At 68.9% G+C, this 14103-nt stretch carries 11 protein-coding genes and 1 pseudogene; 5 read left to right on the forward strand and 7 right to left on the reverse strand.

Going from position 1 to position 14103, the window contains the following annotated elements; all coding sequences use genetic code 11:
* Positions 1-48 precede the first annotated feature (48 nt).
* The 4 genes from LR393_RS13235 to LR393_RS13250 form a co-directional block, all read right to left on the reverse strand.
* Positions 49-2148, reverse strand: coding sequence for an acyltransferase family protein (locus LR393_RS13235; RefSeq protein WP_331282941.1), 2100 nt, complete (start codon positions 2146-2148; stop codon positions 49-51).
* Between the two features lie 301 nt (positions 2149-2449).
* A complete protein-coding gene (locus tag LR393_RS13240; protein WP_231484172.1) occupies positions 2450-3361 on the reverse strand; it encodes a ricin-type beta-trefoil lectin domain protein in 912 nt (303 codons plus the stop codon).
* Positions 3362-3427: 66 nt separating this feature from the next.
* Entirely contained in the window at positions 3428-3880 is a 453-nt protein-coding gene (locus tag LR393_RS13245) for a hypothetical protein (protein ID WP_231484173.1), read from the reverse strand.
* A gap of 170 nt (positions 3881-4050) precedes the next feature.
* Positions 4051-5028 (reverse strand): alpha/beta hydrolase, encoded by a 978-nt coding sequence (locus LR393_RS13250; protein WP_231484174.1) that lies wholly within the window; start codon positions 5026-5028, stop codon positions 4051-4053.
* A 34-nt stretch (positions 5029-5062) separates the two neighbouring features.
* Here LR393_RS13250 and LR393_RS13255 point away from each other — a divergent pair, with 34 nt between their 5' ends.
* From LR393_RS13255 to LR393_RS13265, 3 genes are all read left to right on the forward strand, one after another.
* Complete coding sequence (locus LR393_RS13255) at positions 5063-6694, forward strand: sensor histidine kinase (RefSeq protein WP_231484175.1); 1632 nt, start codon at positions 5063-5065, stop codon at positions 6692-6694.
* A 218-nt stretch (positions 6695-6912) separates the two neighbouring features.
* On the forward strand, positions 6913-7989 hold the full coding sequence (locus tag LR393_RS13260; RefSeq protein WP_331282942.1) for a Fic family protein: 1077 nt from the start codon (positions 6913-6915) through the stop codon (positions 7987-7989).
* Positions 7986-8339 carry a DNA alkylation repair protein gene (locus LR393_RS13265; RefSeq protein ID WP_231484176.1) on the forward strand — a complete coding sequence of 118 codons (354 nt, stop codon included), beginning with the start codon at positions 7986-7988 and terminating at the stop codon, positions 8337-8339. The genes LR393_RS13260 and LR393_RS13265 overlap by 4 nt, the downstream gene beginning before the upstream one ends.
* A 4-nt stretch (positions 8340-8343) precedes the next feature.
* Here LR393_RS13265 and LR393_RS13270 read toward each other — a convergent pair whose 3' ends face one another.
* Positions 8344-9300 (reverse strand): AraC family transcriptional regulator, encoded by a 957-nt coding sequence (locus LR393_RS13270; protein ID WP_231484177.1) that lies wholly within the window; start codon positions 9298-9300, stop codon positions 8344-8346.
* A 115-nt stretch (positions 9301-9415) separates the two neighbouring features.
* Here LR393_RS13270 and LR393_RS13275 point away from each other — a divergent pair, with 115 nt between their 5' ends.
* Positions 9416-10231, forward strand: coding sequence for an alpha/beta fold hydrolase (locus LR393_RS13275; protein WP_231484178.1), 816 nt, complete (start codon positions 9416-9418; stop codon positions 10229-10231).
* Positions 10232-10645: 414 nt separating this feature from the next.
* Here LR393_RS13275 and LR393_RS37015 read toward each other — a convergent pair.
* Positions 10646-10933 (reverse strand): annotated as a pseudogene (locus tag LR393_RS37015) (SbtR family transcriptional regulator); the annotation flags it as partial.
* Here LR393_RS37015 and LR393_RS13280 point away from each other — a divergent pair.
* A complete protein-coding gene (locus LR393_RS13280) occupies positions 10818-11093 on the forward strand; it encodes a hypothetical protein (protein ID WP_231484179.1) in 276 nt (91 codons plus the stop codon). The pseudogene LR393_RS37015 and the gene LR393_RS13280 overlap by 116 nt on opposite strands.
* Before the next feature lie 52 nt (positions 11094-11145).
* Here LR393_RS13280 and LR393_RS13285 read toward each other — a convergent pair whose 3' ends face one another.
* Entirely contained in the window at positions 11146-14004 is a 2859-nt protein-coding gene (locus LR393_RS13285; RefSeq protein ID WP_231484180.1) for a methyl-accepting chemotaxis protein, read from the reverse strand.
* Positions 14005-14103: the final 99 nt, after the last annotated feature.

Genomic DNA, 14103 nt, shown 5'->3' on the forward strand with positions numbered 1-14103 from the left:
CTTCCCCGGGGAAGATGCGCATGATCACGAACGGTGGATGAGGTCAGGTCAGCCCTGGGTGGCACTCGGCGGCGCGACGGTGGCGGGTGCCGTACCCAGCAGGGTCTGACGCAGTTTGTACCTCACCAGGGCCGGGCCCAGCTGCTCCTCGAAGTACGGGGTGAGGGTGCGGGCGTAGGTGGCGGTGAGGTGGTGGTCGTCGCGGTACATGAGCATGTCGCCCATCACCGCAGGGCATCGTTCGGCCGCGCAGATCTTGTCGTTGAGGTCGATCACCGGGGTGTCGGTCGCGGTGGACGCGGCCTTCACCATGCCGGAGTTGCGCAGGGCGAACGGTCTCGACCGGGAACAGGCCATCAGGTCTTTCAGGTGCGTGCTGACGCACTCCGGCATGTCGCGCAGCATGCGGGGGGTCTCGGCGATCGTGACCGTCGGGATGCCGGCGTCCTGCATCTCGTGCAGGCGCACGTTCAGCCCCCGGATCATCTCCTGCCGGTTCTCCTCACCCTGGAGCCCGACGCCGTTCCGGACGGTGGCGTAGTACTCGAGCTGGGTGGTGATCAGGAGGTCGGGGTGCTCTTTCAGCGCCTCCTGCTTCACCGAGTCGTTCCAGGTGACGCAGTTGGAGTACTCCACGTTCGGCGCCTGGTAGCGACGGGTGTCGGAGAATGCGCAGCCGGCCTTCGTGATCGAGGTGAGCTGCCAGTGGTGCCGGCGCGCGAGCTGGATCAGCGTCGGCATCCACTGGCCCATCTTCGAGTCGCCCACCGCGAGCACCCGGGGGCCCACGCCGGCGGTGCGGTAGTCGAAGACGCACGGTTGCATGGCCGCGTTGGCGTAGTTCGAGGGGCAGTCGCGCTGATAGATCTCGCCGTTGTCCTTCGCCGCCTCTTCCGGGCGGGGAGCCAGGGCCGTCGCGCTCTGCTGCAGTTGCGTCGGGGCCGCGGCACCCAGCGCATTGACCGGATCATCCACGGACTTGGCCTGGGTCAGGGCCTGCCCGGTGCCGGCCCCGATCACCACGAGCGCCAGCCCGGTGGCGATGCCGACACGGGTGCGCGAGAGCAGTTTCGCCTTTCGGGTGGGCTGCTCGACGAGGTAGTAGGTGGCGGTGGCCAGGACCACGCTGATGCCGACGATCGACCAGCCCTCCTGCGGGGTCAGCGTCCCGTCGCGCTCGGCGAACACGACCAGCGGCCAGTGCCAGAGGTAGAGCGAGTAGGAGATGTCGCCGATCCAGGTCAGCGGCCTCAGCGCCAGCACGGTCTTCACACTGTTCGGGGCGTCGCCGAAACCCAGCACGAGAACGGTGCCGGCGATGACCATCGCGGTGAGCGGGCCCGGCCACATGGTGGTCGGCTTCACCACGAACAGGCAGACGAAGATCAGGACGAGCCCGGCCCAGCTGAGCAGACCGGTCCACCGCGGGCGCTCCGGCCCGTTCTGCCACGCCGGCCGGCTCGCCATGGCCACCGCACACAGGGCGCCGGCCGCGAGTTCCCAGACCCGGGTCTGCGTGGTGAAGTACGTCTGGGCGCTGTAGGTGGCCAGTGCCAGGGCGAACGAGCCGGCGGTGATCAGGCCGATCACCGCGATCGCGACCTTGCGGGTGCGAGCCAGCAGCACGAGGCTCATGAGCAGTGGCCAGACGACGTAGAACTGCTCCTCGATGGACAGCGACCAGTAGTGCTGCAACGGGCTCGCCGCCGCGCCCTCGGCCAGGTAGTCCACCGAACTGGCGGCCAGCCGCCAGTTCACGATGTAGGTGCTGGCCGCGACGGCGTCCGAGCCGATGCTCTCCCAGCGGGCGGGCGGTAGGTACCAGCGGGACACCACACAGGTGACGATCAGTACCAGGGCGCTGGCCGGCAGCAGGCGGCGCAGGCGCCGGGCCCAGAACGTCGGCAGCGAGATCCGGCCTGTGCGGTCGTGTTCACGCACGAGGAGGCCGGTGATGAGGAAACCGGAGAGGACGAAGAACACGTCCACGCCGATGAAACCACCGCTCGGCCCGAGACCCGTGTGGTAAAGCAGCACGGTGAGGACAGCCACGGCCCGGAGACCCTGGATGTCGTTGCGGTGGGACGACGTAGGAGCCGTCCGGACACGACCTGCGGCAGGCGGCGCGTCGACGGGAGCTTGCTTCACAACCTCATGAAAGCTCAAGAGACGAAAACAGTTGTCCGGTTTTGGAATTTTTGCACCAGGTTTTTAGATCACACAGGTTCATGCTGGTTCTGCTCCGGTTCTAGGAATGGCCCCGTGCATACTCGCACGCGCCCGGACACTCCCGGCGTATTTTCGGTCGTGCGAGCACGGGCGGTCCAACGAGAAAACTACCCGTGCATCGGGTTGCCGCGCAGCGTTAACCGGTTGTTCATGGGCATGTAGGACCCGAACCGGGCAGGACCCACAGGGGCCCCACCCGGTTCACCGGTGTGCACAGGAATCACTGGTTGATCGTGGTGATCCCGAAATCATTACTGGCCGTGCGGAAGTCCTGGTAAAGCACCCGGGTCTGCGGGTCCCAGCCCTGCTGCCCCGTGTTGTTGCAGTCCCACAGCTGTACCTTCGCGCCATTCGTGGTGATGGCGCCCAGATTCGCATCCAGGCAACGGTTGTTGTACATCGACCGGATCGGTCCGGCTACCGAGCCGTTGCACTGCCACAGCTGGACGGTGGTGCCGTTGGCGTTGATCGTGCCCAGGTCGGCGTCCAGGCAGTACGCCTCATTCGTAGCGCTGCGGATGGAGCCGTCATTGGTGAACACGAAATTCTGCTGCATGGTGTTATTGCAGTCCCAGAGCTGAATCCTGGTGCCATTGCGGTTCAGGTTGTTCGCGTCGGCATCCAGGCACTTGCCGTTGTAAGAGATCTTGATCGGATAGTAGGAGCCGCTGCCCGAGATCGTTCCCTTGGCCGTCACCTTGTCATCGTTCAGGGTGAACACCGGTCCACCGCTGTCACCCGGGCGGGCACCGATTCCGCCGTTCGAATTGGCCAGCACCAGATCGGTGTAGGTCTCGCCGGCGAAGGAATAGCTGTAAGAGAAGTTGGACGAGTTCCGGATGTTGCACTGCGCGCCGCTCGTCATACCCGACTGACAGACCCATTCGCTGGGAAAGGTGTCGCCCCAGCCGCTGACGGCCTTCGTGAACTGGGCGCGGTCCTCATAGCGTTTGGTGCCGCCACCGTCCCAGATCCGCCCCGAGGCACCGGCGGTGATCAGCATGACATCGTGAGCCAGGTTCTTGCGCTCGCCGGTGCCGACCGTGCGGGTGGCGTCGCCGTTCTTGAAGACACCGCCGGTCCACCCGCAGTGCCCGGCCGTCAGGATGTACTGGGTGCTGCCCTGCTGCACCGCGAAACCACTCGAGCAGCAGCCGCCCCCGGGCGTGGTGATCCGGCCGCCGCCGTAGTAGGGGGCTTAGTCGTCCTGGCGCCAGCTGGGTTTCGGGGCGGGAGCCACCTCCATGCGGATCTTGACGGACGAGGTGTCGAGTGCCCGGGTCCGGAACCGGTTCACCGTGGCGGTGGAGATCGGGGAGGACGTCTGCGCGATGAGTCCGCTGCCGTCGGCGGGCACCCGGACGCCGTAGACCGGGCCGTCCGCCGCGGAGATGTAGGCCATGGCCTCCTTCTCGGCCTTCCTCAGCTCGGTGCGGGAATACCGGGCGCTGTGCAGGGAGGCTGTCTTCTCGCCGCGGACAAGGGCTTTGATGCCGGACGGGGCGGAGCCCTTCCAATACACGCTGACGCCCTTCGATGTCAGCGAGATGCCGGTGTAGCCGGCGTGCGGTCCGGCCTCGATCCGGTCGCGCAGGCGCTGGGCCGCGGCCATGAGCGCGGGAACGCCCAGAATCTGCCGGCGACGGAACATTTCGGCCCCCAGAACGGCTTCGGTGGCTCACCGGGAGGGTGAGATGCCCAGGAGACAAACCCCTTTGTTCGTGATCATGCAAAACCTCCCCGGAGTTCTAGAACTCTCCGCCGAACAGTTCTAGAACTCCGGGGAGGTTTTGCATGATCACGGAGGTATTTTTTGGGGGGTCATGCGGGGGCGGGGTGGGCCTTCAGCCAGGCCTCGATGACCTCGTAAGCCCTTTCCCGCACCGGTGGCAGGGACAGGAGAACGTCGTGACGCGCGTCCTCAATTGGCACCACGGTCGTCTCGCCACCGAGGCAGCCGGCCCAGCGGGCGATCTGGCGCACGTCGAGCACCCCGTCGCCGCGGTCGCTGGCCGGGGTGTACTCGGGCTCGAAGTGGGACTTGTCGGAGCGCAGCACCAGTGAGGGCACGCCGATGTCGAGACCGCGGTGCAGCTGGGCGTGGCCGCGCCGGACCGCGTTGAGCCAGCCCGCGGTGACCGGGAAGCCCTCCAGTGGTTTGAGGGCGATGTCGAAGTCCCATTCGCCGGTGACGCTGGTGTGCAACGTGCTGCCGTAGATGCTGGGTGGCAGGCTGAAAACCCGGAAAGGGCTGGTGTGAGCCAGGACCCGGAGCATCCAGGTGCCCGGTCCGCGCAGGAGGGCCCGGCCCTGCAGGTCGAACCACGGGCTGTTCAGGATCACGCCGACCACGGGGGTGGTCACGCCGGTGCGGCGCTTGCGGTCGAGGTACAAGGGGACGATGAGCCCTCCCGTCGAGTGGGCGAGGAGGGTGACGGGGGTGCCCGGGTGGTCCTCCTCGATCAGGGCCAGGGTCCGGTCGAGCTCCGCGTCGTACTGCTGGAGGTCCGCGGCGTAGTGCGCGGTCTGGCCGGGTGTGCGGGCCCGTCCGCACTTGCGCAGGTCCAGCGCGTAGAAGGCGAGGCCGCGAGCCGCGAACCAGTCGGCCATCGAGGTCTGGAAGAAGTAGTCCGAGAACCCGTGCACGTAGAGCACCGCCCCGCGCACCTCCTCGTCCGCCCGCGGGGTGCGGCGCACCACGACGGCCCGGACCTGACCCTCACCGTCCGGATCGGTGCCCAGCGGCAGCGTGTGCTGCTCGTAGCCGTCGCCGAGGAGATCTCCGGTCCAGGAACTCATCTGCTGATCATCTCTATCCGTACGCTGGGCCCTGATGGAACTGCTGAGGGGAAAAGTAGACACTGCGCTCCGGGTCGCACGCCGGGCGGGCTGGCCGCGGGTGGCCTACGAGGCCGCTCTCGCCCTGTTCTGCGGCTTCACCGAGCTGGTGCTGGGCGCCGCGTACGCGCCGGGCCAGGAGAGCCTGCTCGTGATCGGCCTCTTCGGCCTGGCCGGGACGGTCGCGGCGCTGGTGATCGTGCCGCTGCGTCGGCTGTGCCCGATGACCGCGCTGGCTCTCGGTGCGGCCCTCTCACTGGTGCACTTCGGCACCGGTTTCACGCTGATCGTGCTGGCGGCGGGGGCCGGGTACCGCGCGAGGCGCCCGCCGGCGATCCTGCTGGGATTCGGGTTCGTCCTGGTCATGGGCATGGTCGGGGCGGTCGCCCAGACCGACAGCGGGCTGGTGTTCGGTCTGCTGACCGGGCTCATGCTCTTCTGCCTGACCGCCGTCGCGCCCGCCGCCGTCGCCGCGATGATCGCCCAGCGCCGCCTGCTCGTCATGACCATGCATCAGCGCAACCTCGAGCTGCACCAGGAACGGCTGCTGGTCGCCGGCCAGGCCCAGGCCCGTGAGCGCAACCGGATCGCGGCCGAGCTGCACGACTCCCTGGGCCATCGCCTGACGCTGATGTCGCTGTACACGGGTGGGCTGTCACAGTCCCTCGGGCCCGCCGGGGCGAGTTCAGCCACTGGGGGCACCTCCCGGCCCCCTGGGGGCCGGGGGACCACCATGACCGCTACCCCACAGGTGACCGAGGCACTGACCCTGTTGCGCGACACCTCCGCGCAGGCGATGGGGGAGCTGCGGCAGATTCTGCGGATCCTGCACCAGGACGGTTCGGTCGAGGCGGGGCGCTCGCTGGACGAGGTGGAGGCCACGGTCGCCTCGGCGCGGGCGACCGGTACCCCGATCGAGCTGGTGCGCAGCGGTGAACCCCGGCCCCTGAACCTGCTGGCCGAGCACGCCGCGTTCAGGGTGGTGCAGGAGGGGCTGACCAATGCGCTGAAGTACGCCGGGGGAGCCCCGGTGCGGGTCGAGGTGCGGTTCGAGGACGACGCGTTGTTCGTCGAGGTGCGCAACCGCCCCGGGCGCTTCTCGGACGGTCCGAGTACCGGCCAGGGGCTGTTGGGGCTCGCCGAACGCGTGCGGCTGGCGGGTGGTGTGTTGTCCCACGGGCTGGTGGACGTCGGTGGCTTCCGTCTGGGGGCGATGCTTCCCTACGAGTCGGAGGTCCCGGAGCCGGTTCCCGGCCCGGGTGACTTCCCGCAGGAGATCCGGCGCAGCGGCCGCCGTCAGCGCAACGGGCTGATCGCGGTGGTGGGCGCGCTGGGGGTGGCCCTCGTCGCCGCGGTCGGCGCCTTCTTCGCCGCCGGTTCGCCGGAACCCTTGCCGGAGAACGTGTTCACCTCGTTCCGGGTGGGTGATGACGAGGCCCGCACCCGCGAACTGCTCCCCACCACCCCGCTCAGCTCGCGCACCACCGACCAGGGCGCGGCCTGCGGTACCTACCTGGCCGACCTCTACGTGCAGCCGGAGAACGGCGGCGAGGTGCGCTACGAGGTCTGCTTCCGGGACGGGATGGTGGACAGCAAGCGTGTGCTCCAGCCGCGAGGGAGCGGGTGAGCAACCTTTAATAAGAGCGGCGCTTATTAAAGGTTATGGCGATATCCCTTAATAAGGAGAGATGCTGGCCAAGGATCTGGGGGGTTGTTCGGATGGTGCAGGGGTTCGAGATCCACTACGAAGAGTATCGCTGGGAGTCCGATCCGGACGCTCCACCGACGTCGCGTCGCGCACGGATGGCGGCTCGCGGGCCTTACCGGGCAGCGATACCGGCGACGGTGGCCGAGCGGGCTTTTTCCGTGTCCGGGCCGGTCGAGGCGGGGGCGTCCGATGCCCTGTCCGAAATCGTACGCTTCGACGGCGAGCTCTCCGCAGGCATCCTGGGCCAGGACGACGAGTTCACGCCTCTGGCGGCGGTGCTGTTACGCACCGAGTCGGCGTCGTCGTCGCAGATCGAGAACGTGACGGCGGGGGCGAAGGCGCTGGCCATGGCCACGTTGCAGGAGAAGAGCGACCCGAATGCCCAGCTGGTGGCGGCCAATGTCGAGGCCATGCAGCGGTCGGTGGCGATGGCCGACGAGCTGACCGAGCAGACGGTCCTGGACGCGCACGAGGCTCTGCTGCGAGGGCAAGACCATGCGCACCCCGGAAGGTTCCGCCCGGCGCAGGTCTGGATCGGTGGCTCGTCGTCCAGCCCGCACACAGCCACTTTCGTTCCGCCGCATCATGAACGGGTTCGGGCAGCGATGGCCGACCTGATGGATTTCTGCCGTCGTACCGACGTGCCGGTACTGACCCAGGCGGCGATCGCCCACGCCCAGTTCGAGACCATCCACCCGTTCGCCGACGGCAACGGCCGAACCGGCCGGGTGCTGGTGCACGTCCTGCTGAAGCGCGCCGGGGCCACGCGCCGGCTGACCGTGCCGGTGTCGGCCGGTCTGCTGGTCGACACCGAGTCCTACTTCGCAGCCCTGACCGCTTACCGCGCAGGCGATCCAGAGCCGATCGTGGAACGGTTCAGCGAGGCGGCGTTCGCGGCCGTGGGCAACGGACGGGTTCTGCACCGGGCCTTGCTCGACCGGTTCGCCGAGTGGGAGGGGCGGCTCACGGCGCGGCGGGGCGCGGCGGTCTGGAGGGTGCTGGCCCTGCTGGTGCGGCAGCCGGCGATCACCGTGAAATTCGTGCAGGAGCAGGTTGGGGTGTCGGCGCCGGCCGCGCAGAACGCCGTGGACCAGCTGGTGGGGGCGGGGGTGATCTCGCCGGTGAGTGCGAACCGGCGTAACCGGGTGTGGCTGGCCGACGAGGTGATCACCGCACTCGACGAGTTCGCGGACCGGGCCGGGCGTCGCGGGTGAGCGTCGAGCTGGTGCCCGAGATGGTCGCGGCGGTGGAGGCGGCCGGGGATCCGGCGGATGCGGAGGTGCGGGACACCCTGGGGGCATGGCTGCTGGTGCATCCCTCCCGCCGCGGCATCCTGGACGAGCTGATCGGGTCGGATTCGGTCTGGGAGCGGCGCACGGCCCTGGACGGGTTCCTCGACACCTACGCCCCGGTGATGCCGCGCACCATGCTGCGGTACGCGATCGAGAGGCACGCGGCCCCGGAGCGCCGCGACCTGCTGAGCCGGGGTACGTACGGATCTGGCGACGGATCGGACTTGCGCGATCGTCCGGAATTCTTGTCTGACCGTTCCGGCGGCAGGTGATCTGTCACACAGCGTGCCCGGCCAGGTCGGGTGCCTCCAGGTTGCGGCGCCGGCCGCGGTACCGGCCGGGGGAGATGCCGTGGATGCGCTTGAACGCGTGGCTGAACGACGACTCGGTGGAGTAGCCCAGCGAGTGCGACAGGGCGGCGATGGTGACGTCGTCCTCCGTGAGCGCGCGTTCGGCCAGGCGCATGCGCCAGTGCGTGAGGTAGGTCAGCGGGGGCATGCCGGCGGCCTCGCGGAAGCGCTCGGCGAACGTGGTGCGGGACATCGCCACGGTGTGGGCGAGGTCTTCGAGGGTCCAGTTGCGCTGCGGGTCGGCCTGCATCCGGTGCACGGCCGGGGCCAGGCTGGGTGTGGCCAGCACGCGCAGCCAGCTGGGCGGGCAGGCGGCGGGGTCGGCCAGGTAGCCGCGCAGCACCTCGACGAACAGCAGGCTCGCGTACTGCCGGGCGGCGAACTCGGAACCGCCCTGATCTCGCTCCATCTCGTCGAGCAGGCGGTCGAGCAGCCAGCGCAGCACCGGGGCCTGGCCGTCGCTCGCCCGGATGTGGGTGACCGGTTCCAGCGCGGCCAGCAGCAGTTCCTCACCGCTGCGGTCGAGCGCGATGTGACCGCCGACCAGGGCCACGTCGGGGCTCTCGCCCAACTGCACGGTCTGGCTGTTGCGGTCGTGGAGCCGGAACAGCGCCTCACCGTCGGTGGGGTTCAGGCCGGGGTCGCTGGACATGATCTGCCGCAGGTCGCCGTGCACCACGGCGATGTCGCCCTCGGCCAGCCGGATCTGCCGGTCGGCGCCGGGGACGGTCAGCCAGAACTCTCCCCGGGCCGGGGCGACGAGCATCAGCGGGGCGTGCGCGCGCAGGGTCAGCGACCAGGGGCCCTGGGCCTTGATGGCCCGGGCGAGCACGCACCGGGCATCGATCATGGACAGGGCCGCTGACAGAGGGTCACTGGACACCTGCGTACTCTCGCGCAAGTTCCCCGAACTCTCAAGCACAGCCGGGAACGGTCCGCGTTGGCAGCATGGGAACGTCCCCCTGGCACGCTCGACACTGTGAGAAAGAACGAGGCACATGCCCACCATCACCACCACTGACGGCGTCGAGATCTACTACGCCGAGCACGGCACCGGGCAGCCCATCATCTTCAGCCACGGCTGGCCGCTGAACTCCGACGCCTGGGCGCAGGAGCTCAAGGTCTTCGCCGACGCCGGTTACCGCGCGATCGCCCACGACCGCCGGGGTCACGGCCGCTCCAGCGCGACCACCACCGGCAACGACATCGACACCTACGCGCGTGACCTGGCGGCCCTGGTCGAGGCCCTCGACCTGCGTGACGTGGTCGTCGTCGGCCACTCCACCGGGGGTGGCGAGGTCGTGCGGTACGCCGCGCAGTACGCCGCCGGCCGGGTCGCCAAGGTCGTCACCATCGGCGCCGTTCCGCCGCAGATGGTCGCGAACGACGCCAACCCCGACGGTGTGCCGATCGAGGTCTTCGACGGCATCCGCGAGAACGTGCTGAAGGACCGCTCGCAGTTCTGGAAGGACCTGTCGGAGTCGTTCTTCGGTGCCAACCACGGCCGCGATGTCTCCCAGGGCGCGAAGGACGACTTCTGGCGGATGGGCATGACGGCCGACCTGGTCTCTGCCTACGACTGCGTGAAGGCCTTCTCCGAGACCAACTTCGTCGAGGACCTGAAGGCCCTCGAGGTGCCGATCTTCATCGGGCACGGCGACGACGACCAGATCGTGCCGCTGGCCAACGCGGCCGAGAAGTCGATCAAGCTGGTCAAGGACGGCACGCTGAAGATCTACGCGGGCGCCCCGCACGGTGTGCACGGCGACTTCCAGCAGCAGTGGCAGAAGGACGTCCTGGCCTGGCTGGCCTGAGTTCCTTCCTGATGTGGCCGGTGCGGTTCGCACCGGCCACATCGTCATGAACGCAGGTGAAAGGGCATGGCGAGGAGCTGCCGGCCGGAGCGATCGTGAACGTGCGTCGGCCCGGTGCTCCCGCGGCTCCCGCCAGGACAGTGGATGCGTTGTGTACATCTGGTACATCCGGTACCGGATGTACCAGATGTACACAACGCAGACCGGCCGGCTCGCGCTCGGGTGCCGTCGACCGGACTCGGAGCTCCAGGAACGGTGACAGCCCGGCGCCCTGCCCCCCGCACACGATGTGCACCAAGGCCCTGGCCGCTTCCGTCGGATTGTCGGGTTCGGGCGTTCGGTTCCTTCGGGGGACCGCACGCCGTCCAGGGCCCTGGTCAGGACGCGCTCGCGTTGCCCGTCGTCGGTGAAAGTGGAGCCGCTGACGGCGTTGAACAGGCGCCGGACGTCTTCGAAACTGACGTCCGGGCAGGCTTTCCCGGCCTTCTGGGCGTGCTCGGGCAGGGGGCGGCCGGCGCCGTGCACGATGTCGCGGCACGAGGTGAACATGGCCGATTCGCGGTCGAGGGCCTCGTAGACGGCGCGCTTGATGGTCGCGTGGCCGACGAAACGGCGCAGCCAGATCGTCAGGGCCTCCCAGGGTTCCAGGCCGGACAGCTCTTCGGCGGTCGCGGCCCACACCGCCCCCGGCGGGGTGGCCACCGAGTCCGGCTTCACCACCGCGTTCGTCCTGATGGCCGCGCTCGCCGCGGTGTCGGTCGGCGCGGCGGTGCTGGTGCCGGCCGCGACCCGGATCGATCGGCGGACCCTGGTGCGCGCCCCGGCCGGACAGGCCGAGGAGGCGCCGGTGACGGCCAACTGAACCACAGCGGGACCGGAGCGGACGCGCGTCCCTCATCGGCCGCCGTGCGAGATCAGGCGTACGCGCCGAAGGACTCGTAACCCCCGGGCTCCTCGGCCGGCAGCTCGGGTTCGGGTTCGGGCTCTTCCGGCGCCGGCCCGGCGACCTCTTCCAGATCGTCGATCAGCCGGATGACGTCGGCCACCAGGACCTGCTGGCTGCGTACCAGTTCAGCTGCGATGTCGACGTTCTCGCGCACCTTGCCGACCGTTCCACCGACCTTCCCGAAGGTGGACTCGCCGCGCCGGGAGGCCTCGTAGCCGTGGGTGATCTCCAGCCGGACGTCGTCCACCAGGCGGGTGACCTCCATGGCGGCCTGGCTGGAACGATCGGCCAGGCGCCGGACCTCCTCCACGATCACCGCCAGGCTCTCCTTGGACACCTGGTCGCGGCCCAGCTCGATCGACATGGTGAAGGCGGCCGCGTTGGACTGCCGCGCGAGATCGGCGAGGAATGTCGAGACCTCGCTGACGTGGTTGGACGTGCGCTGGATCTGGGAGAGCGAGGTCAGGGTGGCGGGGGCCGAGCTGGCGCCGGACAGGGCCTCGTCGTGGGCCTGGCTGAGCATCACGTCGGAGCGCGTGCAGCGGGCCGCCACCAGGGTGGTGATCTCGGAGAGCTTCTGCGCGGTCTCGGACATCGCCCGGCTCTTCACCTGGAGGCGGTACTGGAGGCTGACGAAACTGCTGACGTCATAGGAATAATGGACGACGCGCACGGGTTTTCCGTCGAGGTCGAGGATCGGGTTGTAGCTGGCCTGGATCCAGACGTCGCGCCCGTAATTGCCCTTGCGATGGAAACGCCCGGAGATCAGCTCACCCTTGCGCAGGCGCATCCAGAAGTCGCGGTACTCCTCCGAGGTGACGTACTCGCGGGAGCAGAACATGCTGTGCGGCTGCCCCAGCACCTCCTCCGTCGAGTACCCCATGGTGCGCAGGTAGTTCTCGTTGGCGGCCAGAACCTTGCCGGCGAGGTCGAACTCGGCCACGGCCTGGGCCCGGTCGATCGCCTCGAGCTTCCCGCCCAGGTCGACGCTGCGGGTCTTCTCCTGGGTGACGTCGACGGCGAACTTGACGATCTTGGTGGGGATCCCGTCGGCGTCCAGCACCGGGCTGTAGGTGGCGCGGATCCACACCTCGGCCCCGGACTTGGTGACGCGGCGGTACTCGCCCCCGTCGTGCTGGCCCCGCCCGAGACGCTCCCAGAACTGCTGGTACTCGGGGCTGCGGGCTTCGTCCGCGCGCACCAGCAGGCTGTGGTGGCGGCCGACGATCTCCTGAGCCTGGTACCCGAGCAGGTCGAGGAAGTTCTGGTTCGCGCCGAGGACCTTCCCGGACGTGTCGAACTCGATCATCATCTGGGACCGGTTGATCGCCGCCATCTTCCCGGCGAAATCGGCGTTGCGGCTCTTCTCCTCGGTGACGTCGAGCGCGTACTTGATCACCTTCCAGGGCCGCCCGTCCGGGTCGAGCACCGGGTTGTAGGTGGCCCGCAGCCACACGTCCTCGCCGTAGCGCGAGCGGCGCCGGAACTCACCGGTGACGAACTCGCCCCGCCGCAGCCGGCGCCAGAACTCCTCGTACTGCACCGGATCCTCGTCCTGGGCCAGGAACATCCGGTGCTGCCGGCCGACCACGTCGTCCAGCTCGTAACCCATGATCATCAGGAAGTTGTCGTTGGCCGCGAGGACCGTGCCGTCCAGGCCGAACTCGATCACGGCCTGGGACAGGTCGATCGCCGCGACCTTGCCCTCGAACTCGGCCGTGCGGTTCTTCTCCGCGGTGATGTCGAGCGCGTACTTGATCACCTTCCAGGGCCGGCCGTCCGGGTCGAGCACCGGGTTGTAGGTGGCCTGGAGCCAGATGTCGCGCCCGTCGCGCCCGACCCGGTGGAACTCGCCGGAGACGAACTCACCGGCCCGCAGCCCGGCCCAGAACTCCTGGTAGGCGGCTGACTGGGCGTACTCGGGGTCGACGAAGATGTGGTGGTTGAACCCGACCACCTCGGCGCGGTCGTAGTCCATGATCGCCAGGAAATTGTCGTTCACGGCCGTGATCGTGCCGTCCAGGGCGAACTCGATCACCGCCTGAGAGCGGTTGATCGCGGCGACCCGGCCCTCCAGGTCGGTCTGCCGGCGCATCTCCCCGTCGATGACCCGGGCGATCAGCACGACCCGGACGATGCGGCCGTCGGCGCCCGGGATCGGCACGTAGTGCCCGCGCAGCCAGACCGGTTCACCCTGCCGGTCGCGGCGCCGGAACACCCCGCCCGCGGCCTGGCCGGCGCAGACCCGGTCCCACAGGTCGTGCAGGGCCCCGCTGTCCGCCTCCTCCGGCGAGCACAGCTGGGTGTGCGGCAGTCCGGTGAGCTCGCCCGCCGCGTACCCGAAGCGTTCCCGGGCCCAGCGGTCGGCGTCGATGATCTCGCCCGAGGTGGTGAACTCGATCTGCAGGGTGCCCTCGGTGAGCGCCTGGAGCTCGGCCTGCCACTCCGCCATCGCGGCGACCGTCTCGCTGAGGTCGCGCAGCAGGAGCAGGGTGCGCGGGCCGGTCTCGGCGCGGTGCGACAGCCGCACTGCGCGCACGTCGTCCTCGGTCAGGGTCAGCGCGAGCGGACGGTCCTCGGAGGCCCAGCCGGGACGGGGCTGGGCCGCGGGCAGGTTCTCCAGGGAGTGGCCCAGCAGTTCCTCGACGGTCGATCCGGTCAGCGTCTGCGGTTCGATGCCCAGGGCCTGTGCCGTCTGCCCCGTCATCGAGACGATGCGCTGGGTGTCGGTGTCCACCACGAGCACCAGGAAACCGGACAGCACGGTCTCGACACACGCAGCTGACAGCGCGGCCTCGTCCACCTCGAGAACCTCGGATTCGCCCACGGAGGGTTCTCTCGACCCCTGAGGTCGTCCGGTTGAGCCGAGGCGAGCGGTCAGATGATCGCCAGGGCCCTTGACCTCAAGCCGAGTTCAGGTCTTAGC

The sequence above is a fragment of the Kineosporia mesophila genome, from assembly GCF_021129235.1.
Taxonomy (GTDB): Bacteria; Actinomycetota; Actinomycetes; order Actinomycetales; family Kineosporiaceae; genus Kineosporia; species Kineosporia mesophila.